23 protein-coding genes are annotated in these 21,939 nt (G+C 67.7%); 11 read left to right on the top strand and 12 right to left on the bottom strand.

Annotated elements, in window-relative coordinates:
- Positions 1-19 precede the first annotated feature (19 nt).
- Both hisN and J2852_RS22185 read left to right on the top strand, forming a co-directional pair.
- On the top strand, positions 20-802 hold the full coding sequence (gene hisN / locus J2852_RS22190; protein ID WP_209879870.1) for a histidinol-phosphatase: 783 nt from the start codon (positions 20-22) through the stop codon (positions 800-802).
- Positions 803-959: 157 nt separating this feature from the next.
- A complete protein-coding gene (locus J2852_RS22185) occupies positions 960-1,460 on the top strand; it encodes a hypothetical protein (RefSeq protein WP_209879868.1) in 501 nt (166 codons plus the stop codon).
- Between the two features lie 240 nt (positions 1,461-1,700).
- On the opposite strand, the gene aqpZ is transcribed toward J2852_RS22185, so the two are convergent.
- A complete protein-coding gene (aqpZ, locus tag J2852_RS22180; RefSeq protein WP_209879865.1) occupies positions 1,701-2,441 on the bottom strand; it encodes an aquaporin Z in 741 nt (246 codons plus the stop codon).
- 153 nt (positions 2,442-2,594) lie between these two features.
- On the opposite strand from aqpZ, the gene J2852_RS22175 reads away from it, so the two are divergent.
- The 6 genes from J2852_RS22175 (at position 2,595) to J2852_RS22150 (ending at position 10,805) form a co-directional block, all read left to right on the top strand.
- Positions 2,595-4,436 (top strand): extracellular solute-binding protein, encoded by a 1,842-nt coding sequence (locus J2852_RS22175; protein ID WP_209879862.1) that lies wholly within the window; start codon positions 2,595-2,597, stop codon positions 4,434-4,436.
- Between the two features lie 90 nt (positions 4,437-4,526).
- The gene (locus tag J2852_RS22170) at positions 4,527-6,365 is read left to right on the top strand and encodes an extracellular solute-binding protein (RefSeq protein WP_246499912.1); all 1,839 of its coding nucleotides are present in this window, start codon (positions 4,527-4,529) and stop codon (positions 6,363-6,365) included.
- Between the two features lie 18 nt (positions 6,366-6,383).
- Entirely contained in the window at positions 6,384-7,499 is a 1,116-nt protein-coding gene (locus J2852_RS22165; RefSeq protein WP_209879858.1) for a microcin C ABC transporter permease YejB, read from the top strand.
- Positions 7,499-8,641 carry an ABC transporter permease gene (locus tag J2852_RS22160; protein ID WP_246499911.1) on the top strand — a complete coding sequence of 381 codons (1,143 nt, stop codon included), beginning with the start codon at positions 7,499-7,501 and terminating at the stop codon, positions 8,639-8,641. The genes J2852_RS22165 and J2852_RS22160 overlap by 1 nt, the downstream gene beginning before the upstream one ends.
- 26 nt (positions 8,642-8,667) lie before the next feature.
- A complete protein-coding gene (locus J2852_RS22155; RefSeq protein WP_209879855.1) occupies positions 8,668-10,308 on the top strand; it encodes an ABC transporter ATP-binding protein in 1,641 nt (546 codons plus the stop codon).
- An 11-nt stretch (positions 10,309-10,319) separates the two neighbouring features.
- Positions 10,320-10,805 (top strand): BLUF domain-containing protein, encoded by a 486-nt coding sequence (locus J2852_RS22150; RefSeq protein WP_209879852.1) that lies wholly within the window; start codon positions 10,320-10,322, stop codon positions 10,803-10,805.
- Here J2852_RS22150 and J2852_RS22145 read toward each other — a convergent pair.
- Positions 10,723-11,361, bottom strand: coding sequence for a pseudouridine synthase (locus J2852_RS22145; protein WP_343206799.1), 639 nt, complete (start codon positions 11,359-11,361; stop codon positions 10,723-10,725). The two genes, J2852_RS22150 and J2852_RS22145, sit on opposite strands and share 83 nt — an antisense overlap.
- 67 nt (positions 11,362-11,428) lie before the next feature.
- Here J2852_RS22145 and J2852_RS22140 point away from each other — a divergent pair, with 67 nt between their 5' ends.
- Entirely contained in the window at positions 11,429-12,367 is a 939-nt protein-coding gene (locus J2852_RS22140; RefSeq protein ID WP_209879848.1) for a 2-hydroxyacid dehydrogenase, read from the top strand.
- A gap of 8 nt (positions 12,368-12,375) precedes the next feature.
- Here the strand turns inward: J2852_RS22140 and J2852_RS22135 are convergent, their stop codons facing one another.
- The 7 genes from J2852_RS22135 to J2852_RS22105 form a co-directional block, all read right to left on the bottom strand.
- Positions 12,376-12,822: a MarR family transcriptional regulator gene (locus J2852_RS22135; RefSeq protein WP_209879845.1), complete on the bottom strand. Its 447-nt coding sequence runs from the start codon at positions 12,820-12,822 to the stop codon at positions 12,376-12,378.
- A gap of 125 nt (positions 12,823-12,947) precedes the next feature.
- Positions 12,948-13,253, bottom strand: coding sequence for a type II toxin-antitoxin system RelE/ParE family toxin (locus tag J2852_RS22130; RefSeq protein ID WP_209879842.1), 306 nt, complete (start codon positions 13,251-13,253; stop codon positions 12,948-12,950).
- On the bottom strand, positions 13,250-13,504 hold the full coding sequence (locus J2852_RS22125; RefSeq protein WP_209879839.1) for a CopG family ribbon-helix-helix protein: 255 nt from the start codon (positions 13,502-13,504) through the stop codon (positions 13,250-13,252). The genes J2852_RS22130 and J2852_RS22125 overlap by 4 nt, the downstream gene beginning before the upstream one ends.
- A 58-nt stretch (positions 13,505-13,562) precedes the next feature.
- Positions 13,563-13,820 (bottom strand): DUF2442 domain-containing protein, encoded by a 258-nt coding sequence (locus J2852_RS22120; protein WP_209879836.1) that lies wholly within the window; start codon positions 13,818-13,820, stop codon positions 13,563-13,565.
- Positions 13,795-14,037, bottom strand: coding sequence for a DUF4160 domain-containing protein (locus tag J2852_RS22115; RefSeq protein WP_209879833.1), 243 nt, complete (start codon positions 14,035-14,037; stop codon positions 13,795-13,797). The genes J2852_RS22120 and J2852_RS22115 overlap by 26 nt, the downstream gene beginning before the upstream one ends.
- Before the next feature lie 181 nt (positions 14,038-14,218).
- Positions 14,219-15,241 (bottom strand): flagellar motor switch protein FliG, encoded by a 1,023-nt coding sequence (gene fliG, locus J2852_RS22110; RefSeq protein ID WP_209879829.1) that lies wholly within the window; start codon positions 15,239-15,241, stop codon positions 14,219-14,221.
- A 142-nt stretch (positions 15,242-15,383) separates the two neighbouring features.
- Positions 15,384-16,766 carry a leucyl aminopeptidase family protein gene (locus tag J2852_RS22105; RefSeq protein WP_209879827.1) on the bottom strand — a complete coding sequence of 461 codons (1,383 nt, stop codon included), beginning with the start codon at positions 16,764-16,766 and terminating at the stop codon, positions 15,384-15,386.
- A 144-nt stretch (positions 16,767-16,910) separates the two neighbouring features.
- Here J2852_RS22105 and J2852_RS22100 point away from each other — a divergent pair, with 144 nt between their 5' ends.
- Positions 16,911-17,564, top strand: a complete 654-nt coding sequence (locus tag J2852_RS22100; RefSeq protein ID WP_209879824.1) for a glutathione S-transferase family protein — start codon at positions 16,911-16,913, stop codon at positions 17,562-17,564.
- Positions 17,565-17,712: 148 nt separating this feature from the next.
- On the opposite strand, the gene J2852_RS22095 is transcribed toward J2852_RS22100, so the two are convergent.
- The 3 genes from J2852_RS22095 to J2852_RS22085 all read right to left on the bottom strand — a co-directional run bounded on the left by J2852_RS22095 (position 17,713) and on the right by J2852_RS22085 (position 20,064).
- The gene (locus tag J2852_RS22095) at positions 17,713-18,798 is read right to left on the bottom strand and encodes a TAXI family TRAP transporter solute-binding subunit (RefSeq protein ID WP_209879821.1); all 1,086 of its coding nucleotides are present in this window, start codon (positions 18,796-18,798) and stop codon (positions 17,713-17,715) included.
- A gap of 89 nt (positions 18,799-18,887) precedes the next feature.
- Positions 18,888-19,451 (bottom strand): HupE/UreJ family protein, encoded by a 564-nt coding sequence (locus tag J2852_RS22090; RefSeq protein ID WP_209879818.1) that lies wholly within the window; start codon positions 19,449-19,451, stop codon positions 18,888-18,890.
- Between the two features lie 91 nt (positions 19,452-19,542).
- The gene (locus J2852_RS22085; RefSeq protein ID WP_209879815.1) at positions 19,543-20,064 is read right to left on the bottom strand and encodes a hypothetical protein; all 522 of its coding nucleotides are present in this window, start codon (positions 20,062-20,064) and stop codon (positions 19,543-19,545) included.
- A 194-nt stretch (positions 20,065-20,258) separates the two neighbouring features.
- On the opposite strand from J2852_RS22085, the gene J2852_RS22080 reads away from it, so the two are divergent.
- Entirely contained in the window at positions 20,259-21,794 is a 1,536-nt protein-coding gene (locus J2852_RS22080) for a Y-family DNA polymerase (RefSeq protein WP_209879812.1), read from the top strand.
- The last annotated feature ends 145 nt before the right edge of the window (positions 21,795-21,939 follow it).

Here is a 21,939-nt window from a genome sequence, read left to right as displayed (position 1 = left end):
CAAGCCGGCGGAGCCCGCAATGACCGAGACCTGTCCCGCCCCCCTGGTGACGCTGGCGCAGCGTCTGGCCGACGCCTCCGGCCCTGTGGTGCGCCGGTATTTCCGCACGCCGGTGGCGGTGGACGACAAGGCCGACGCCTCGCCGGTCACCATCGCCGACCGCGAGGCCGAGCGCACCATCCGCGCCATCATCGAGGCCGAGCGCCCGGACGACGGCATCTATGGCGAGGAGTTCGGAACCAAAAATCTGGACGCCGAGTGGGTGTGGGTCATCGACCCCATCGACGGCACCAAGTCCTTCATCACCGGCCGCCCGATCTTCGGCACGCTGATCGCGCTGCTGCATCGGGGCACGCCGGTGCTGGGCATCATCGACCAGCCGATCATCAACGACCGCTGGGTCGGCATCAAGGGCCAGCCGACCATCCACAACGGCCAGCCGGCCCGCGTGCGCGCCTGCGCCGGGGGCCTTGCCGCCGCGACGCTGGGCACCACGTCGCCGGACCTGTTTCCGGGCGCGGACATCGACGGCTTCCGCCGGGTGGCGGGGCGGGCCAAGGTGTCGGTCTATGGCGGCGACTGCTACACCTACGGCCTGCTGGCGTCGGGCTACTATGATCTGGTCGTCGAGTCGGGGCTGAAGCTGTACGACTTCGCCGCGCTGGTGCCGGTGGTGACCGGGGCCGGCGGGTTGATGACAGACTGGCAGGGCAACCCGCTGAACGCCGAGTCCGACGGCCGCGTGGTCGCCGCCGGCGACGCCCGCACCCATCAGGAAACCCTGGCCGCGCTGGCCGGGTGAAACGTCGCTGAGGTGAGCCCCCTTCCTCCCACGGCTGCGCCGTGGGCCCCTCCTTCCCCCACCTGACGGCGGGGGCAGGTTATTTAAGCCCTCCCTCGCCGAAGGTGGGGGAGGGTTGGGTGGGGGCCCACAGCGCCCCTTTCTTCACAGAGACGACATGACCGCAATCCCCAAGCCCGAGCGTTCCGTTTTCGAGACCTCGCCGGAAAAGCTGCGCCCCTTCCTGCATTCGCTGGCCGACCGGGTGTCGGGCGGGTCGAACTGGATGGTGCGCAAGAAGACGGTCTGCGACCTGCTGCTGGGGCTGGACGCCTTCTTCGCCCTGCCGGCGGAGGAGCGGATGGCTCTGATGGGTCACGGCGGCGAGACGCCGGAGAGCGACGACACGGGGCCGGCGGACTTTCGCAACGTGCTGCCGCTCTACGTCGGTGCGATCCTGGAAGGGCTGAACGAGGACGCCATCACCGTCCCCGAACAGGCGGCCGTCTACATCCTGTCCATCCACCCGGAGCACCAGAGCGCCGCCGAGGCCTGGATGCTGGCCGACCCGCGCAACGGCAAGGCGGTGCGCAAGCTGATGAAGACCGACCGCCGCTACCGCCAGCTGATGGACCGCATGGCCGACCACTGGAAGCGCGCGGCGCAACGCGTCGGCTAAGGCAGCACAGAGACGATCAGCAGACCGAGATAGATGCCGGTCAGGAGGCCGAGGACGATCCCATAATCCTCGTCGGTCATCGGATTGGAATCGGGGTCGAACTGCCGCACGGGTGTACTCCGAATGTGTCAACGGTCACCCCAGAGTAACCGTTGACGCGCGCGGAGTTCCCGTGACAAGCGCGCAAAAAAGCGGCCGCGACCGGGGCGTCGCGGCCAAGGCCAACAGGGAGGAAGTGCCTCAGGCGGAGGGCCGGGCCTCGCCGGTGATGGCCGGCTTGGGCGGCAGCTCCTCGGCCAGCAGCTTGTAGGCGAAGCCGCCGAGGACGCCGCCGACGATGGGCGCCAGCCAGAACAGCCAGAGCTGCTGCAAGGCCCAGCCGCCGACGACCAGCGCCGGCCCGGTGCTGCGCGCCGGGTTCACCGACGTGTTGGTCACGGGAATGCTGATCAGATGGATCAGCGTCAGCGCCAGCCCGATGGCCAGCGGGGCGAAGCCGGCGGGCGCGCGCCGGTCGGTCGATCCGAGGATGACGACCAAGAACATGAAGGTCAGCACGACCTCCGCCACCAGACCGGAGGTGAGGTTGTACGCGCCCGGCGAATGGTCGGCGTAGCCGTTGGCGGCAAGCCCCTTCTCGGCCAGCGACCAGTCGGCCTTGCCGCTGGCGATGACGTACAGCACCAGCGCCGCCAGAAAGGCCCCGACCAGCTGGGCGATGACGTACGGCAGGATGTCCTTGGCCGGAAAACGCCCGCCGGCCCACAGGCCCACCGTCACCGCCGGGTTCAGATGACAGCCGGAGATGTGCCCGATGGAATAGGCCATCGTCAGCACCGTCAGCCCAAAGGCCAGCGACACGCCGGTCAACCCGATGCCCACCTGCGGAAAGGCGGCGGCCAGCACGGCGCTGCCGCAACCGCCGAACACCAGCCAGAATGTGCCGATGAACTCGGCCGTTGTCCGCCGAACCATGGTCATGGCCGCCGCCCTCCGTTTGTGATTGCACGTCACGGGGGCGCATCTTGCGCCGCAGCGCGTTCATGCCGAAGGCCGTGCCCGTAACATACGGTTGCCTGCGGGCGGCCGGCGGCCGTGCTAAGCTGTCGCCCCTCACCAAGGACAGGTCCGCCGATGCGCCGCATTCTCACCGCCTTCGCCGTTCCGATGCTGGCCGTTCTGACGCTTCCAATTTTGGGGGCGGCCGTTCCGGCCTACGCCGACACCGTCACGGTCCACGCGCTGAAGCAGTTCGGGGAGCCGGAGTTCAAGCCGGGCTTCACCCACTTCCCGCACGCCAACCCCGACGCGCCCAAGGGCGGGCAGCTGACCCTCGGCGCGCTGGGCAGCTTCGACAGCCTGAACACGATCATCCTGCGCGGCGTGCGGCCGCGCACGATGGGGCTGATTTCCGACGCGCTGATGGTGCCCTCGGGGTGGGAGATGGACGCCGCCTACGGTGCGCTGGTGGAAACGGTGGAGTTGCCCGACGACAGGCGTTGGGCGGTGTTCCACCTGAGGAAGGAGGCGCGCTGGCACAACGGGGTTCCGGTGACGGCGGGCGACGTGGTGTTCGCCTGGGAGTCCATCCAGGCGCACGGGGCGCCCTTCCTGAAGTCCTTCCTCGACCGCGTGGAGACGGTGGAGGCGCTGGACGACCAACGGCTGAAGATCACGCTGAAGACGACGAACGAGATCAAGCCGATCATCGACTTCGCCCAGTCCATCGCGCCGCAGCCCAAACATTGGTGGACGGCCAACGGGCGCGACATCTCCAAGACCACGCTGGAACCGCCGCTGGGCAGCGGTCCGTACAAGATCAAGGCGGTCGATCCGGGTCGCTCCATCACCTACGAGCGGGTGGCGGACTATTGGGGCAAGGATCTGCCCACGGCGAAGGGCTTCAACAACTTCGACGTCGTGAAGGTGGACTATTACCGCGACGATGACGTGATGTTCGAGGCGTTCAAGGCCGGCGCCTACGACTTCCGCGCCGAGAATCGGGCGCAGCGCTGGACCACCGGCTACGACTTCCCGGCCGCGAAGGACGGCCGCGTCGCGCGCGTCAGCGTGAAGAGCGAGCTGCCGCTGGGCGCCCAAGGCTTCCGCCTGAACACCCGCCGCGCCAAGTTCGCCGACCTGCGCGTGCGCGAGGCGCTGGGCTACCTGTTCGATTTCGAGTGGATCCAAAAGAACATCCTGTACGGCCAGTATGTCCGGACCACCTCGAACTTCCCCAACTCCGACTTCGGGGCGAAGGGGCTGCCGACGCCGGCCGAGTTGGAGCTGCTGGAGCCCTTCCGGGGCAAGATCCCCGACGCCGTCTTCACCAGGGCCTATGAGCCGCCGAAGACCGACGGCACCGGCAACAACCGCGCGAACGTGCGCGAGGCGACGCGCCTGTTCAAGGAGGCCGGCTGGGAGCTGAAGAACGGCAGGCTGACCAACGTGAAGACGGGCGAGGCGATGTCGATCGAGTTCCTCGACGGCTCCGGCGGGTTGGCGCGCGTGATCCAGCCCTACGTCGAATCGCTGCGCAAGGTCGGCATCGACGCGTCCTACCGCATCGTGGACACCGCGCAGTACGAGTCGCGGACCGACGATTTCGATTTCGACGTGGTGGTGGCGAACTTCAACTTCTTCACCCCGCCGGGGACGGAGCTGCGCAGCTATTTCGGCTCGGCGGCGGCGGACGTGAAGGGATCGGCCAACTATGCCGGAATCAAGGAGCCGGCGGCGGATGCGATGATCGACCGTGCGCTGGCGGCCAAGGATCTGGCGTCCGTGCAGGCGGCGACAAAGGCGCTGGACCGCGTGCTGCTGTGGGGTTTCTACATGGTCCCGCACTGGTACAACCCGGAAAGCTGGATCTCCTACAAGACCACGCTCGCCTTTCCCGAGAAGACGCCGAAATACGATCTGGATTTCCGCAACACCGGCTATCCGGCGGCGTGGTGGGAGAAGCGCGGGCAATAAGGCGGTGCCTCCGCCTTGATTGTGCCATAGGTCGCCCCCTACCTTACCGGGAACGCGGCTTTCCAGACCGCAGAGGGAACAGAGGGGCGCATGACGAAAAAGGCGATGATGCTCGCGGCCGTGTTCGGCCTGTCGCTGCTGGCACCGGCCGCCTTCGCGCAATCGACGGGCAGCCACGCCATCGCGCTGCACGGGGCGCCGAAATACGGGCCGGACTTCAAGCATTTCGACTACGTCAACCCCGACGCGCCCAAGGGGGGCGAGGTGAAGCTAGCGACCTACGGCGGCTTCGACAACCTGAACCCCTTCATCCTGCGCGGCCAGACCGCCGCCGGGGCCGGGATGGTGTTCGAAACGCTGACCACCGGCAGCGGCGACGAGTTCATCACCGAATACGGCCTGCTGGCCGAGAGCATCGCCGTGGCCGACGACCGCAGCTGGGTGTCTTTCACGCTGCGCCCGCAGGCGCGCTTCCACGACGGCAAGCCGGTGACCGTCGAAGACGTGCTGTGGAGCTTCGAGACCCTGCGCGACAAGGGCCACCCGGTCTACCGCACCTATTACGCCGACGTGGGCAAGGCGGAGAAGACCGGCGAGCGGACGGTGAAGTTCAGCTTCAAGAACACCAGCAACCCGGAACTGCCGGTCATCATGGGCCAGCTTCCGGTGCTGCCGAAACACGCCTTCGCGACGCGCGACTTCGCTTCCACGACGCTGGAGCCGCTGATCGGCAGCGGCCCCTACGAAGTGGCGGACGTGCAGCCGGGCCGCTCCATCGCTTACAAGCGCGTGGCCGACTGGTGGGGCAAGGATCTGCCGATCAACCGGGGGCGCTACAACTTCGACCGCATCCGCTACGACTATTACCGCGACCTGGACGTGGCGTTCGAGGCGTTCAAGGCCGGTTCGGTCGATTTCCGGCTGGAGCATTCGTCCAAGAACTGGGTCACCGGCTACGACACGCCCGCCGTGCGAGACGGGCACATCGTGAAAGAAGAGATCAAGCACCAGGACCCGCAGGGGCTCCAGGCCTTCGTCTTCAACACCCGCCGCCCGGTCTTCCAGGACCGCAAGGTGCGCGAGGCGCTGAATTACCTGTTCGATTACGAATGGACGCGGGCGAACCTGTCCTACGGCCTGTTCCAGCGTTCCAAAAGCTTCTTCTCCAATTCCGAACTGGCGGCGGAGGGGCTGCCCTCCCCGGCCGAGCTGAAGGTGCTGGAGCCCTATCGCGGCAAGGTGCCGGAAGAGGTCTTCACCAAGCCCTTCGAACCGCCGAAGACCGACGGGTCCGGCAACATCCGCCAGAACCTGCGCACGGCGCTCGGCCTGCTGAAGGAGGCGGGGTGGGAGCTGAAGGGCAACAAGCTGGTCAACGTGAAGACCGGCGAGCCGATGCGCTTCGAGTTCCTGCTGGTGCAGGCGGACATGGAGCGGATCGTCCAGCCCTATCTGCGCAACCTGGAGCGCGCGGGCATCGAGGCGTCCATCCGCGTGGTGGACACGGCGCAGTACCAGAACCGCACCGACAATTTCGATTACGACATCGTCATCCAGCGCCTGCCCCAATCGCTGTCGCCCGGCAACGAGCAGCGCGACTTCTGGCAGTCGGCCAAGGCCGACCAGCCGGGCAGCCGCAACATGGCCGGCATCAAGGACCCGGTGGTGGACGAGCTGGTCGAGAAGCTGATCCGGGCCCCCGACCGCGAAACGCTGGTGGCGACGACGCGGGCGTTGGACCGCGTGCTGCTGTGGGGCTGGTACGTCGTCCCGCACTGGCACGACACCGTGCGGCGCGTGGCCTATTGGAACCGTTTCTCCCACCCGGCGGTTGCGCCCAAGTACGGGCTGGCCTTCGCCGACACCTGGTGGGTCGATCCGGAGAAGAATGCGAAGCTCGCCTCGACCGCCCGCCGCACCGGACCCTAAGGAGCACGAACCCGCGCGATGCTGGCCTACATCATCCGCCGTCTGCTGCTGATCATCCCGACCCTGTTCGGAATCATGGTCATCAACTTCCTGATCGTGCAGATCGCCCCCGGCGGCCCGATCGAGCAGATGATCGCCCGCGTCCAGGGCACGGCCGTGGAGGCCACCGCCCGCATCGGCGGCACGGCCGGCGGCGACAGCGGCGGGGCCGGTGCCCAGCAGCAGGCGGCGCAGGGCGGCGACGCCGGCAGCCGCTATCGCGGCGCGCAGGGCCTGGATCCGGAGTTCATCAAGCAGCTGGAGCGCGAGTTCGGCTTCGACAAGCCGCTGCACGAGCGCTTCATCCACATGATGTCGAACTATCTCGTGTTCGACTTCGGCAAGAGCTATTTCCGCGACCGCCGCGTGGTCGATCTAGTCATCGAGAAGATGCCGGTGTCGATCTCGCTGGGGCTGTGGACCACGCTGATCGTCTATCTGGTGTCCATTCCCCTGGGCATCGCCAAGGCGGTGCGCGACGGGCAGCCCTTCGACGTGTGGACGTCGGGCATCGTGATCGTGGGCTACGCGATCCCCAGCTTCCTGTTCGCCGTGCTGCTGATCGTCGTGTTCGCAGGCGGGCGCTATCTGGACTGGTTCCCGCTGCGCGGGCTGGTGTCCGACAACTGGTCGGATCTGCCATGGTGGCAACAGGTGCTGGATTACTTCTGGCACATGGTGCTGCCGGTGATGTCCATGGTGATCGGCGGCTTCGCCGGCCTGACCATGCTGACCAAGAACTCCTTCCTGGAGGAGATCAACAAGCAGTACGTCATCACCGCGCGGGCCAAGGGGCTGGCGGAGCGGCGGGTGCTGTACGGGCACATCTTCCGCAACGCCATGCTGATCGTCATCGCCGGTTTCCCCGGCGCCTTCATCGGCATCCTGTTCACCGGCGCCTTGCTGATCGAGGTGATCTTCTCGCTGGACGGGCTGGGCCTGCTGGGCTTCGAGGCAGCGATCAACCGCGATTACCCGGTGATGTTCGGGACGCTGTATTTCTTCACGCTGCTGGGTCTGATCATGAACCTGATCGGCGACATCACCTACGTCGCCGTGGACCCGCGCATCGACTTCGAAGCGCGGAGGGTGTGATGGCCGCATCGCCCCTTGCCTCGCCTCTCGCACCGCGCTTCATGGGCATGCGCGTCACGCCGCTGACGCGGCGGCGGCTGTCGAACTTCCGCGCGAACCGGCGGGGCTTCTGGTCCTTCTGGATCTTCCTGGTGCTGTTCACGCTGTCGCTGTTCGCGGAGTTCATCGCCAACGACAAGCCGCTGCTGGTCAAATACGACAACGCGCTGTACTGGCCGGTCTTCCAGACCTACCCGGAGACGACCTTCGGCGGCGAGTTCGAGACGGAGACCGACTACCGCGACCCCTACGTGCGCGACCTGATCAACGGGAAGGGCTGGGCCGTCTGGCCGCCGATCCCCTACAGCTACCGCACCATCAACTACAACCTGCCGGTCCCCGCCCCCGCCCCGCCGTCCGCCGACAACTGGCTGGGCACCGACGACCAGGGGCGCGACGTGGTGGCGCGGCTGATCTACGGCTTCCGCATCTCGGTCCTGTTCGGGCTGGTGCTGACGCTGTTCTCGTCGGTCGTCGGCATCATGGCGGGCGCGGTCCAAGGCTACTTCGGCGGGCTGACCGACCTGCTGTTTCAGCGCTTCATCGAGATCTGGTCGGGCCTGCCGACGCTGTTCCTGCTGATCATCCTGTCCAGCGTGGTCACGCCGAACTTCTGGTGGCTGCTGGGCCTGCTGCTGCTGTTCTCCTGGACCTCGCTGGTCGGAGTGGTGCGGGCGGAGTTCCTGCGGGCGCGCAACTTCGACTATGTGCGCGCCGCCCGCGCGCTGGGCGCCACCGACGCCACCATCATGTACAAGCACGTGCTGCCCAACGCGATGGTCGCGACGCTCACCTTCCTGCCCTTCATCCTGAACGGCTCCATCACCACGCTGACCGCGCTGGACTTCCTGGGCTTCGGCCTGCCACCGGGATCACCGTCGCTGGGCGAGCTGCTGGCGCAGGGCAAGGCAAACCTGCAAGCGCCATGGCTGGGCCTGACCGCCTTCTTCGTGCTAGCGATCATGCTGAGCCTGCTGATCTTCATCGGCGAGGCGGTGCGCGACGCCTTCGATCCGCGCAAGACCATCGGCCAGCTGTCCACCGCAACCGCAACCGCCAACGAGTCGGGCGCGGTGGTCGAAAAGCAGAAGGCGGCGGAATGACCACCCTCAAGAAGGCGGAATAGCCCATGACCACCCAGCCTCCCCTCACCGATCTCCTCCAGGTCCGCAACCTGCACGTCGATTTCCGCTCCGCCGGCGGGACGATGCACGCGGTCAAGGGCGTGTCGTTCGACATCGCGAAGGGCGAGACCGTCGCGCTGGTCGGCGAGTCCGGGTCGGGCAAGTCGGTCACGGCGCTGTCGATCCTGCAACTGCTGCCCTACCCCATGGCGCACCATCCCCAGGGCTCCATCCGTTTCCGCGACACGGAGCTGGTGGGGGCGGAGGAGAAGGTGCTGCGCGACGTGCGCGGCAACCGCATCGCCATGATCTTTCAGGAGCCGATGACCTCGCTGAACCCGCTCCACAGCATCGAGCGGCAGATCAACGAGACGCTGTTCCTGCACAAGGGCCTGACCCGCGCCGCCGCGCGCAAGCGCACGCTGGAGCTGCTGCGGCTGGTCGGCCTGCCGAGCCCGGAAAAGCGCCTGGGCGCCTATCCGCATGAACTGTCGGGCGGCCAGCGCCAGCGCGTGATGATCGCCATGGCGCTGGCTAACGAGCCGGACCTTCTGATCGCCGACGAGCCGACGACCGCGCTGGACGTGACCATCCAGGCGCAGATTCTGGAGCTGCTGAAGGATCTCCAGCGCCGCTTCGGCATGGCGCTGCTGCTCATCACCCACGACCTGGGCGTGGTGCGCAAGATGGCCGACCGGGTCTGCGTCATGAATCAGGGCGAGATCGTCGAGCAAGCCAACGTCGCCGACATCTTCATCCGCCCGCAGCACCCCTACACCCAGAAGCTTCTGGCTGCCGAGCCCAAGGGCAACCCGCTGACCCCGCCGGAGAACGCGCCGGAGGTGATGGCCGCCGACAGCCTGAAGGTCTATTTCCCGATCAAGAAGGGCCTGCTGCGCCGGACCGTCGATTACGTCCGCGCGGTGGACGGCGTGTCGGTGGACGTGCGCCGGGGCCACACGGTCGGCGTGGTCGGCGAGTCCGGGTCCGGCAAGACGACGCTGGGCCTCGCGCTGCTGCGGCTGCACGCCAGCGAGGGGGCGATCCGCTTCGACGGAAAGAACATCCAGGGCTTGCAGGCGGCGAGGCTGCGCCCGCTGCGCCGGGAGATGCAGGTGGTCTTCCAGGACCCCTACGGCAGCCTCAGCCCGCGCATGTCGGTCGGCCAGATCATCGGCGAGGGGTTGCAGATCCACGGCATGGGGTCCGGCAAGGAGCGCGACGCCATGGTCGCCCAGGCGCTGGAGGAGGTGGGCCTCGACCCCGCCAGCCGGCACCGCTACCCGCACGAATTCTCCGGCGGCCAGCGCCAGCGCATTGCCATCGCCCGCGCGCTGGTGCTGAAGCCGAAGTTCGTGGTGCTGGACGAGCCGACCTCGGCGCTCGACATGTCGGTGCAGGCGCAGATCGTGGACCTGCTGCGCGACATCCAGGCGCGGCACAACCTCGCCTACCTCTTCATCAGCCACGACCTGAGGGTGGTGCGGGCGCTCAGCAGCCACGTCATCGTCATGAAGGACGGCAAGGTGGTGGAGCAAGGCCCGACCCGCCGCATTTTCGAGGAGCCGGAGCAGGACTACACACGCGCCTTGCTGGCCGCCGCGCTGAATCTGGAAGCCATGAAATCGGAGGCCGTGAGGACATAAATCAATCTTCCGTGTTGTTCATACGCACGGATGCGGTAGCCTCCGATCAAGAATTGGAGGCGCCCATGTTTTTGTCGCGGCTTGTCTATTTTAGTCATCCCGTTCCGCTTGGGAATGCAGATGTTACCGACATTCTGACAAAATCTTACGCGAACAATTATCTGGAGAACCTCACGGGCGCCCTTTTCTACAACGGCAGCTGGTTCGTTCAGGTTCTGGAGGGCGCGCGCGACATCGTAACGCAGATGTTCCTGAAGATTTCGGCGGACCCGCGCCACACGGGCGTGACGCTGATGGAATTCGGCACCGCGCAGCAACGCCTCTTCGCCGAATGGGAGATGCGCTACATCGGCGCCGGGCCGCTTCAGGAAGCGATCATCCGGAAATACATGCCCGCCGGGTTCGACCCGACCGTCATCGCCGAGAGCGCCGCGATGGTCCGCCTGCTGCGCGAGCTGGCGGACGCGACCCCGCCCGATCCCTCCCCGCGGAGCTGACGGGCTTCTCTTTTTCCAACGCCACTTCCCTCCACTGGCCCGGCGCCAGCCCGTCCAGCGTCCAGTCGCCGATGGACCAGCGGATCAGGCGCAGGGTCGGGAAGCCGACCGCCGCCGTCATGCGGCGGACCTGCCGGTTGCGGCCCTCGCGCAGGGTCAGCGCGATCCAGCGGGTCGGGATGCTGGCGCGGTAGCGCACTGGCGGGTCGCGCGGCCAGAGGTCGGCCGGTTCGTCCATCATCCGGGCCTCGGCCGGCAGGGTCGGGCCGTCGTTCAGCGTCACCCCGTCGCGCAGGCGCTGCAACGCCTCCTCCGTGGGCAAGCCCTCCACCTGCACCCAATAAGTCTTCGGCAGCTTGTGCCTGGGCGAGGCGATGCGCGCGATCAGCGCGCCGTCGTCGCTCAGCGCCAGCAGCCCCTCACTGTCGCGGTCGAGCCGCCCGGCGGCGTAGACGCCCTTCACCGGAACATGGTCGGCCAGCGTCGGGCGGCCCTGGTCGTCGGTGAATTGCGGCAGCACGCCATAGGGCTTGTTCAGCAGGATCAGACGGGGCACGGTTGGCTCAAAGGGTTCGAGAACGAATGACAGCACCACAGCTTTCAATGATACAGGGGTTTGCATCGTGACGCTTCTTTTCTGCTCCACCACCGACGAGCCCGGGCGCTGGCCGGAGGAACTGGGCAAGCGCCTGCCCGATCTGGAGGTCCGCTACTGGCCGGACCTGAACGGGAATGGCGGGGACCCGGCGGACATCGACATGGCGCTGGTGTGGAAGCCGCCGCACGGCCTGCTGGCCAGCCTGCCGAACCTGAAGCTGATCGTGTCGCTGGGCGCTGGCGTGGAAAGCCTGCTGCTCGATCCCACCCTGCCGGATGTGCCGCTGGTCCGCATGGTGTCGGAAGGGCTGACCGTGGACATGGCCGGCTACGTCGCCCTTCAGGTGCTGCGCTGGCACCGGCAGCTGGACGAGTACAAGGATCTGCAACGGGCCGGCAGCTGGAAGCCGCTGGGGCACAAGCCGGCCTCGGAGGTCAGCGTCGGCATCCTGGGGCTGGGCGAGCTGGGCACCGCCTCGGCCAGGACGCTGCTGAGCATGGATTACCGCGTGCTGGGCTGGAGCCGCTCGCCGAAGGCCCTGGAGGGGGTGGAAGGCTTCGCCGGGCCGGAGGGGCTGGCGGCGATGCTGCCGCAATGCGACCTGCTGGTCTGCCTGCTGCCGCTGACGCCGGACACCCAGGGCATCCTGAACCGCGACCTGTTCGCCGCCCTGCCCCAGGGAGCCGTGGTCGTCAACGCCGCGCGCGGCGGGCATCTGGTCGAGGACGATCTGCTGGCGGCGCTCGACAGCGGTCATCTGGCCGGGGCCAGCCTGGACGTGTTCGTGGAGGAACCGCTGCCGGAGGGACACCCGTTCTGGCGCCACCCGAAGGTGCACGTCACACCGCACGTCGCTGCCATCACCCACGCCTCGCGCTCCGCCGACGTGGTGGCCGATGCCGTCCGCGCCTTCCGCGAGGGGCGGCCCCTGCCGAACCTCGTGGACCGCTCCAAGGGATACTGAGGAGGAGATTAAACCGCTTCGCTGGGGACGGGGGTTTTGGCGGGCTTCAGTTCCGCCTCAAGCCTCGCCTTGGCGGCGGCGGCCATTTCCTCCTCCGCCTGGACCTTCGCCATGTCCTCCGGCGCCACTGCCCCGGCGGCGATGACCAGTTCGGCGAAGTCGGAAAGGAAGACGCTGCCCTTCACCGTGCGCTGGACGAGCACGTTGCGCTTGTCCTCGGTGTCGCGCTTGCGCTTGACGAAGCCCAGCAGCGACAGCCGATCGAGCGCGCGGGTGACGGCGGGCTTTGAGATGTTCAGCGTGGCGGCCAGCCCGCGCACGGTGTGCGGCGGGTCGGTCAGGTAAATCTGCAGCATGATCGCCATCTGGCGGGCCGACAAATCCGGCCCATCCTGCCGCACGCTGGCAACCAGCGCGGTGCGCCACAACCCGAGCGCCTTGAGGTTCCGTGCCATGCTTACCCCCGCAAGCCGCACCCGGATCCCGCCCCCGGACGCGCGGTCCCGAGTTTTGCCCAACCCCGCCCAAACTGGCAAGCGTTTCGGAGCCGGATCAAATTGGTCACGGAGTCGCGGGCACCTCAGGCCCAATCCGGCGGAACCGGACGGCGGCGGATATGATGAACGCGCAGGATTTCCAGAACGGCCGCCGGTTCATTGGTTGCCGAGACGCGATAGATGATCCGGTACGGAAGATTGGGAATTTTGAACTCTCGCGTTCCCGGAAAAAGGCCCGGCTTCCCGAGCCCTGGGCGTTCCGCGATGAGGTCCACCACATCGTGGATACGTTGACCGACTTTCAATGCGGCTGTTTCATTGTGCTGACGGATGTATTGGGAGATTTCTTCGATGTTCCGAATGGCGCTACGAAGGTAACGGACCTTCACGGCGCGTTCAGCGGCTTGCCGAACGAGGCAAAAGCCTGCTCCACCTCGTCGTCTGTGGCGAAATCACCGGCATCGGCTTCGGCGACGGCACGGCGGATTTCCTCGAATTCCTCAAGCTGCTCAGACAGATAGGATTCTACAGCGCGTTCCAGGTGCCATGCGGCGTCATGATCGCTAGCCCGTGACAGGCGGTCGAGTGTCTCGGCGGTCTTTTCATCCACACGAATGGTCATCGACACCGCTGACGGCATGTTCAGGCCTCGCTGCCTTTAGAACCGAAGTGAAGGGTAGGCGTGAGTGGGCAAGCTTTCAAGCACGCGGCGCGGGCGCTCCGCGCAAGAGCCCTTCAGTGCTGAGGTCTTCGTCCACGTCGGGCCAGTGAATGCCGTAACCGCCACCGGCGATTTCCCAATTGCGGCGCTGTTCCGGCGTGGCGTCGAACAGGCGCGGGTACCAGGCGAGCGGCACGGCGATGGAGCGCCCATCCTTCAGGTCCACCGTCAGCCGCTCATCGTCAAGCGACACGGACTTGATGCGCAGGTCAACCTTGGGTGCCGAAAAAGCCATGCCATTCCTCCAGGAACCGCTCACGGTGCTCGCGCACAATCCGCAGCACCTCGGCCAGATCCTTTGCCGAGTGGCCCATATTAAGGGCAACCGACACCGGGGTCAGCCACGCTTTCGCCGATGCGCCGCCACGGTCCACATGTACATGTGGCGGCTCGTTGGGTTCATGGCTGTAGAAGTAGAACCGAAAGCCGTCCTGGCGATGGATGGTCGGCATGGTGTCGTCCTGAAGGGAAGGGCGACAACCGATTATGCACATAAAATAGAAAAAGTCTCTACAAAAAACCGGAACGATTGTTCCCAAATATGCCCCGAACGTTCCCCCAACACTCGTCGCCACGAAAACGGGTGTTGGGCCGCGCTGCACTTGGCCCAACCTATGCTGCAGTGGAATATGGTCAGTAAATCAGCTCGTTCTCGCCACCACCCTCGGCGATGACGATTTCGCCACGCGCAGCCAAGTCCTTGGCGAGCTGGACCATGTACATCTGCGATTCGTCCACCTCGCGGACGCGGACCGGCCCCATGGCCGCCATGTCTTCGCGCAGGATCTTCGCGGCGCGCTCGGACATGTTGGAGAAGAACAGGTCCTTCAGCGTCTCCGACGCGCCCTTCAGGGCGGTGGCGAGCTTCTGCTTGTCCACGCTGCGCAGCAGGGTCTGGACGCCGGACGGGTCCATCTTCGACAGATCCTCGAAGGTGAACATCAGCGACTTGATGCGCTCGGCGCTGTCGCGGTTGCGTTCCTCCAGGGCCGCCATGAAGCGGTGCTCGGTCGTGCGGTCCAGGCCGTTGAAGATTTCCGCCAGCATCTCGTGGCTGTCACGGCGGCTGGTGCGGGCGAGGTTGGTCATGAACTCGGTGCGCAGCGTGCGCTCGACGTCGTCCAAAACCTCCTTCTGCACAGCCTCCATGCGCAGCATGCGCATAATGACTTCCATCGCGAAGCTTTCCGGCAGCTGGGTCAGCACGCGGCCCGCATGCTCCGGCCGGATCTTGGACAGCACCACGGCGACGGTCTGCGGATACTCGTTCTTCAGATAGTTGGAGAGGACCGATTCGTTGACGTTCGCCAGCTTATCCCACATGGTTCGGCCGGCCGGACCACGGATTTCCTCCATGATCTGATCGACCTTGTCCTTGGGCAGGGTCTTCATCAGCAGGCGTTCGGTCGAGTCGAACGAGCCGACCAGCGAGCCGGTGGCCGACATCTGCTCCGCGAATTCGACGAACAGGCGCTCAATGATGTTGGCGGACACCGTGCCCAGGTTCGCCATGACCTGGGACAGCTCCTTGATCTCCTCGTCATCCATCATCGAAAAGAGCTTGGTGGAATGCTCCTCGCCCAGCGCCAGCATCAGGATGGCGGCCTTCTCCGGACCGGTGAGGGTACGGTAGTCCTCGCGAACCTTCAGCGCCATGAATCGGTCTCCACCACATCACCGGACGCACAATTCCGCCGGTCGTAACGCAATCGTTTTAAACCTTTCCGAATCGCCGATCCACCCCCGCGCGCGGGCACGGGGGTGACAATTTTAACCATACCCGATCAGGTTCCGCCGCTCAGGTCTTCCCGAAGCGCTTGGCGATCACGGCGTAGGCGGCGCGCAGGCCCAAGGCCTCCCCGCCCTCCGGCCGGCCGGGACGGGCCGAACCGTTCCAGGCGTAGGTGTCGAGATGCGCCCAGGGCGTCTCCTTCGACACGAACTCCTGCAGGAACAGGCCGGCGGTGATGGCGCCCGCGAAGCCGTTGCTTGTGACGTTGCCGATGTCGGCCACCTTGCTGTCCAGCCCCTTGCGGTAGGGCGCCCACAGCGGCAGGCGCCACAGCGGGTCGTTCTCCGCCTCGCCAGCGGACAGCAGGTCGTTGGCAAGCGCGTCGTCGTTGCAGAGCAGCGCGGGCAGGTCGGGTCCGAGCGCCACACGCGCCGCACCGGTCAGCGTGGCGAAGTCGATGATGAGGTCCGGCTTTTCCGAATCCGCCTCGGCCAACGCGTCGCACAGGATCAGGCGCCCCTCGGCGTCGGTGTTGCCGACCTCTACGGTCAGGCCCTTGCGCGTCTTCAGCACGTCCATCGGCTTGAAGGCGTTGCCGGAGATGACGTTCTCCACGGCGGGCACCAGCACGCGCAGGCGCACCGGCAGCCCCGCCATCATGATCATGCGGCCGAGCGCCAGCGCGTGCGCCGCCCCGCCCATGTCCTTCTTCATCATCAGCATGGCCGAGGACGGCTTGATGTCCAGGCCGCCGCTGTCGAAGCACACGCCCTTGCCGACGATGGTCACCTTCGGGTGAGTCGGGTGGCCCCAGCGCAGGTCGATCAGCCGGGGCGCGCGGGGGCTCGCGCGGCCGACGGCGTGGATGGCCGGATAGTCGCGGTCGAGCAGGCCGTCGCCGACGATGACGTCCAGCCCCGCCTCGAACTCCTCGGCCAGCAGGGCGGCGGCCTCGGCGAGCTGGGCCGGGCCGAGGTCGTTGGCCGGCGTGTTGACGAGGTCGCGCACGAGGTAGGTGGCGGTCGCGGCGCGCTCCACCTCGCCATGGTCGGCGTTCTTCGGCCAGATCAGGTTGGCGAAGGTCTTGTCGGACGCCTTGTAGCGGCCGAAGCGGTAGCTGCCCAGCGCCCAGCCCAGCGCGGCGCGGGTGGCGGCGCGGCGATCCAGATCGGCGTCGATGCGGTAGTTGCCCGGCGGCAGGCTGGACGGCAGGCCGGCGAAAGCCCAGAGGTCGTCGAGCGCCGAGACGCCGACCAGCACGCGGGCGATTGCCCCGTTATCACCCGGCAGATAGGCGGTGGCGCCCGCCTCCGCCCCGAAATTCAGCGCCTTGACCCAGGCGGCCGTGGCGGGCGGCTGGGCGTCCAGCCAGCCGGACAGGTCGGCTTTGGTCAGCGGGGTGATGGCAACGGTGTCGGTGCCGGCCGTGGCAAGCAGGGTGGCGAGCAAGACGGGCGTCCTTCGTCTGACTTTGAAAACAGGGACAGGAGGATGGCGCGCCGGGGCGGGCCTGAAAAGGGGGAATGAGGGCGACCTTGCCCCCAAGGGGGGATCGGGTATGCTCCGGCTCTCGCCTGCAACCGGGGACATTCGATGACCGACCTGACCCTCATCATCGGCAACAAGGCCTACTCGTCCTGGTCCCTGCGGCCCTGGCTGGTGCTGAAGCACATCGGCCAGCCGTTCGCGGAGGTGGTGATCCCGCTCCGTCAGTCGGACAGCAAGGCGCGCGTTCTGGAGCATTCGCCGGCCGGCAAGGTGCCCGCGCTGAAGCATGGCGACCGCGTGATCTGGGATTCCCTGGCGATCTGCGAGTATCTGGCGGAAACCTTCCCCGAGGCGAAGCTGTGGCCGGACGACGCCCACGCCCGCGCGGTGGCGCGTTCGGTGTCGGCGGAGATGCATTCGGGCTTCATGGGTCTGCGCACGCACATGCCCATGAGCCTGAAGACCATGCGCCCCGGCGTGGGCCGCACCCCGGACAGCGAGGCCGACATCGCCCGCGTGACGGCGATCTGGCGCGAGACGCGGGAGCGGTTTGGAAAGGAAGGACCGTTCCTGTTCGGCCGCTTCTCCATCGCCGACGCCATGTACGCACCGGTGGTGACGCGCCTCGTCACCTACGGGGTCGAGCTGGACGCGGTCTGCCGGGAGTATGCGGAGACGGTGCGCGCCCTCCCGTCCATGCGGGAATGGACCGCCGCCGCCGAGGCCGAGCCCTGGGTCATCCCGGTCGAGGCGCTCTAAGGCGGGGCGCTTTGAGCGGCCCCCTGCGATAAGCTCCTGCGGCGGGCCCCCACCCTAACCCTCCCCCATGCTGCGCACGGGGGAGGGAATTGGCGCAGAATTCTCCTTCCCCCGCCGAAGGTGGGGGAAGGTCGGGATGGGGGCCCGGCTACTGCGACGGACCCGACGTCGGCTCGTTGGCGGCGTTGCCGGCGAGGCCGACCTCGCGGTAGTAGCGCTCGGCGCCGGGGTGCAGCGGGACCGACACGTTGGCGATGGCCTTCGTCGGGTCGAAGCTGCGCCCCTTCGGGTGGCCTTCGATCAGCAGACGGCGCGTGTTCTCGTGCCACAGCGCCTTGGTCACGCCGTGGATCAGGTCCGGGTCGCGGTCGGCGCGGACCAGCAGTTCGGCCCCGACCCCCAGCGTCGGCGTGGCCGCCACGCCGGGATAGGTGTCCGCGGGGATGGTCAGTTCCGTGTAGAATCGCTGCCGGGCGCGCAGGCGGTCGGCCATCTCGCCGTCCAACGGCAGCAGCCGGATCGGCACGCGTGCCGCCACGTCGCTGACCGCCGCCACGGGCCAGCCCCCGACCATGAAGAAGCCGTCCAGCTCGTTCTTCGCCAGACGGTCGGCCGCCGTGCCGGGCTTCAGGTAGGCGGGCTTCATCTCCGCCTCCTTCACGCCGAAGGCGTCCAGGATCTGACGCGCCTCGACCAGCGTGCCGGAGCCCTCCTCGCCCAGCGACACCGCCCTGCCCTTCAGGTCGGCGATGGTGTGCAGATCGCCGTCGGCGCGGACCACCAGCTGAAGCGCCTCCGAATAGAGCATGCCGATGGAGCGCAGCGCCTCGAAGGGCGGCTTGCCGGTGAAGGTGCCGGTGCCGGTGTAGGCCCAATAGGCGATGTCGGCCTGCGCAAGCCCGGCCTCCACGCCGCCGGAGCGCAGCAGCTCGATGTTCTCGACCGAGCCCAGCGTCGCCTGCGCCACCACGATCAGGCCCGGCACGCCGCAGCTGCCGCCCCGGTCGCAGGGGCGCGAGCCCGGCGGGTTGGAAATGGCGTTGGCGATCAGACCGCCGATCGGGAAATAGGTGCCCGACGTGGTGCCCGTGCCGATGCGGAAATAGCGGATGTCCTGCGCGGCCAGCCGGCCGGGCAAACCGCTCAGCAGAAGGGATCCGGCCAACCCCGCCAGAACATGGCGGCGACTGGGGCCTTTCGGCAAAAGGCGGGTGTTGGCTCCTGCGCGCGGCACCGGCGGGTCCACCCTTCCTGCTGGAATCGGTTTGAGGAAACGCCTCTACAAGAAATGCCAGCACGCGGCGCTTTTCAAGGCGGTAAGGGTCAAAAGGTGCCCAGCAGATCAAGAAGGCCGACGAGTGCTACCGCGCCGCCACACACCTGCACCGCCCGCGCCGACACCGCCTGCCCCAGAACCGCCGACAGGCCGAGGCCGGCGCAGGCCACCAGCAGCAGCCCCGCCGCGTAGCCGGCCCAGAACAGCGGGCCGCCCATGTGCACGTAGCCGTGGAAGACGGCGGCCACCGCCACGATCAGCACCGCCAGCACCAGCGGCACCCGCAGGGCGGCGGCGACCAGAACGCCCATCAGGATGAGGGAGGCCGCCAGCCCCTCCCCCGCATAGGGCAGGCGCACATCGAATTGGGCGGCGAGCCCGGCGGCCAGCGCCGCCGTCAGGGCGGAAACCGGCAGCTGCCACACGGCGGCCCCGCCGTTCTGCCCGGCCCAGACGCCGATGGCGAGGAAGCCCAGAAGATGTTGCAGGACCCACACCGGCTCGGTCAGGCCGGTGCCGAACGGCCCGGTCACCGTCACCCGCGCTAACGCGGGCGCGGTTGTCAGCCCGATCGCAAGAACCGCCAGAAGAACCGACCGGATCGCCGCCATGCCCTACCCCTTTCGCGCACCGTTGCGCCGGTATGGCGGCGGGCGCGGGTGGGGTCAAGTGACCATGCTTACCGACCGATCACCGCTCCCATCAGCGGCCGAGCGGGCTGGTCCCATACTGGCGCAGATCCTGTTGCTTGCGCATCAGGTCGCGCTGTTGCAGCGGGTCGAGCTGGCCCAAGGCGTCCTCCGTGCGCAGGCGGTCCACCTCCGGACGCATCAGGTCGTACTTGAAGCGGTCGGTCATCGCCTCGGTCGAGGGGGCGGTGGGCTGCGGTCGCGGCGTCGGCATCTCGATGAGCGACGGCGGCGGTGGCGAGGAGCTGCCCCGGCGGCGCTGTGGAGCGGGCTGCTGCTGAGTCGGCGGCTGCTCCGGAGCCTGCGCGGTCTTCTGCCGGATCTGGGGTTGGGCCTGGGGTTGGGCCACATCGGGCCGCGCGTTCTCCTCGGCCTGGAGTTGGCGCAGGGTCTTGCGCTCACCACCCGGCAGGTAGGTCTGCGTGCGGACGGGCGAGACGGACTGGGCTTGGCCGGGCGTCTCGTCCCGAATTTCCCCCGTCGCGCAGGCGGCGAGCAGCAACGCGGCGGCGAGACACAGTGGATGCGGTTTCATTCCAAGAATGTCGTCCTCCGCCACGATGGGGACAAGGTGCCCCAGGCGGGGTCAGCCGATATCCCATACGCGTGTATCAATGTGCGGGGATCAATGTGCGTGCATCGTGCGTGCGGACTCCCCTCCGCCGCTGTTTGCCGCTATCATGTTCTTGATTTGTTCTGAGCAATCCAACGGCGGGAAGGAGGACGGGCATGACACGGCGCATCGTATCGCTTTGGCTGCCACGGCTGTCCACCGACGCGCACGTCCGCCGTTTCCCGGAGCTGCGGGACCGGCCGCTGGCCGCCGTTCTGGCGGAGTGCGGGCGGCTCACCGTCGTCGCCGTGAACCAAGCGGCGGAGGCGGCCGGGGTGCTGCCGGGCATGACTCTGGCCGACGCCCGCGCCGTCGAGCCGGCTCTGGCCGTCTTCGACGCCGAACCCGAGTCGGACGCGCGGCTGCTGGAACGGCTCGCTGCGTGGTGCACGCGCTACACACCCTGGACGGCGCCGGACGGGACCGACGGGGTGGTGTTGGACGTCACCGGCTGCGCCCATCTGTTCGGCGGCGAGCGGGCCTTGCTGGCCGACCTGAAGGCGCGGCTGGCGGCGGCCGGCTTCGAGTCGCGCGCCGCGCTGGCCGATACCCCGGCGGCGGCCTGGGCCGTGGCGCGGTTCGGCACGCACGCCATCATCCCCGCCACCCAGCAACGCGCCGCCCTCGACCTGCTGCCGGTCGCCGCGTTGCGCCTGCCCGTCACCGCCGTGGAGGGATTGGCGGCGGTGGGCCTGCGGCGCATCGGCGATCTGCACGCCATGCCACGCGCCGCGCTGGCCGCCCGATTCGGGACGGCGGTGACGCGGCGGCTCGACCAGGCGCTCGGGCGGCTGGACGAACCGGTGTCGCCGCGCCGGCCGGTGCCGCCGCACAGCGTGCGCCTCGCTCTGCCCGAGCCGATCTCGACGCCCGAAGCCATCGCCGGCGCCGTGCGTCACCTGCTGGACAGGCTCCGCGTCGGGCTGGAGGCAGCGCAGGAGGGCGCCCGCCGCCTGCTGCTGGAGACGCACCGGGTGGATCACCGTCTGGAGGATCCGCCGCAAACGCTCACCATCGGCACCAGCCGTCCGGTGCGCGACGCGGGCGCGCTGATGCGCCTGTTCGCGCAGAAGCTTGAACGCATCGAACCCGGCCCCGGCATCGAGCTGATAGTACTCTCCACCACTGAGGCTGGGCCGCTGGGCGCGGTGCAGACCGGGCTGGACGGGACGGGCGACGAGTCGGCGCTGGGCGAGTTGGTGGACCGGATCGGCAACCGGCTGGGCGAGCGGGCGGTGCTGCGGCTCATTCCCCGGCCGAGTTGGCTGCCCGAGCGCAGCGTGGCACCGGCGGCGGCGATGATGGCCGCCGCGAACGATCCGCTTTGGCCCCCCGCTTTATGGCCCCCTGTCTTATGGCCTGACGACCGGCCGCGCCCGGTGCGGCTGCTCGCCCCGCCGGAGCCCATCGACGCCATGGCCCCTGTCCCCGACGACCCGCCGGTGATGTTCCGCTGGCGCGGCGCCGTCCACCGCGTCCGCCACGCCGACGGGCCGGAACGCATTGAGGCCGAATGGTGGCGGCGGGAGGGAGAGGTGCGCGATTATTACCGCGTCGAGGACGCCGACGGCCGCCGCTTCTGGGTCTTCCGCCAGGGGCTCTACCAGCCCGACGTGACGGCCCCGTGGTTCCTGCACGGGTTCTTCGGGTGAGCGGGGTTGCCCCAAATCCCCTCGCCCGGCCCCGCCGGGAGAGGGAGGGACCCGCGAAGCGGGAGGGTGAGGGCTTGGTTTCTTGGGAAAACCTAGCCCTCACCCGGCCCTGCGGGCCACCCTCTCCCATCGGGGATGGGAGAGG

Source organism: Azospirillum soli, assembly GCF_017876165.1.
Lineage (GTDB): Bacteria > Pseudomonadota > Alphaproteobacteria > Azospirillales > Azospirillaceae > Azospirillum > Azospirillum soli.
Note: the sequence above shows the minus strand (reverse complement) of the source record. Positions and strands in the feature narration are given on the sequence as shown.

What these genes read in the sequence shown, in the direction of transcription:
- J2852_RS22125 (WP_209879839.1), bottom strand. Translation starts at nt 13,504, where the DNA reads ATGCCGTCAGCGGTGTCGATGACCATTCGTGTGGATGAAAAGACCGCC.
- J2852_RS22100 (WP_209879824.1), top strand. Translation starts at nt 16,911, where the DNA reads ATGACCGACCTGACCCTCATCATCGGCAACAAGGCCTACTCGTCCTGG.
- J2852_RS22185 (WP_209879868.1), top strand. Translation starts at nt 960, where the DNA reads ATGACCGCAATCCCCAAGCCCGAGCGTTCCGTTTTCGAGACCTCGCCG.
- J2852_RS22090 (WP_209879818.1), bottom strand. Translation starts at nt 19,451, where the DNA reads ATGGCGGCGATCCGGTCGGTTCTTCTGGCGGTTCTTGCGATCGGGCTG.
- hisN (WP_209879870.1), top strand. Translation starts at nt 20, where the DNA reads ATGACCGAGACCTGTCCCGCCCCCCTGGTGACGCTGGCGCAGCGTCTG.
- J2852_RS22085 (WP_209879815.1), bottom strand. Translation starts at nt 20,064, where the DNA reads ATGAAACCGCATCCACTGTGTCTCGCCGCCGCGTTGCTGCTCGCCGCC.
- J2852_RS22165 (WP_209879858.1), top strand. Translation starts at nt 6,384, where the DNA reads ATGCTGGCCTACATCATCCGCCGTCTGCTGCTGATCATCCCGACCCTG.
- fliG (WP_209879829.1), bottom strand. Translation starts at nt 15,241, where the DNA reads ATGGCGCTGAAGGTTCGCGAGGACTACCGTACCCTCACCGGTCCGGAG.
- J2852_RS22080 (WP_209879812.1), top strand. Translation starts at nt 20,259, where the DNA reads ATGACACGGCGCATCGTATCGCTTTGGCTGCCACGGCTGTCCACCGAC.
- J2852_RS22135 (WP_209879845.1), bottom strand. Translation starts at nt 12,822, where the DNA reads ATGGCACGGAACCTCAAGGCGCTCGGGTTGTGGCGCACCGCGCTGGTT.
- J2852_RS22160 (WP_246499911.1), top strand. Translation starts at nt 7,499, where the DNA reads ATGGCCGCATCGCCCCTTGCCTCGCCTCTCGCACCGCGCTTCATGGGC.
- J2852_RS22120 (WP_209879836.1), bottom strand. Translation starts at nt 13,820, where the DNA reads ATGGCTTTTTCGGCACCCAAGGTTGACCTGCGCATCAAGTCCGTGTCG.
- J2852_RS22115 (WP_209879833.1), bottom strand. Translation starts at nt 14,037, where the DNA reads ATGCCGACCATCCATCGCCAGGACGGCTTTCGGTTCTACTTCTACAGC.
- J2852_RS22155 (WP_209879855.1), top strand. Translation starts at nt 8,668, where the DNA reads ATGACCACCCAGCCTCCCCTCACCGATCTCCTCCAGGTCCGCAACCTG.
- J2852_RS22175 (WP_209879862.1), top strand. Translation starts at nt 2,595, where the DNA reads ATGCGCCGCATTCTCACCGCCTTCGCCGTTCCGATGCTGGCCGTTCTG.
- aqpZ (WP_209879865.1), bottom strand. Translation starts at nt 2,441, where the DNA reads ATGACCATGGTTCGGCGGACAACGGCCGAGTTCATCGGCACATTCTGG.
- J2852_RS22170 (WP_246499912.1), top strand. Translation starts at nt 4,527, where the DNA reads ATGACGAAAAAGGCGATGATGCTCGCGGCCGTGTTCGGCCTGTCGCTG.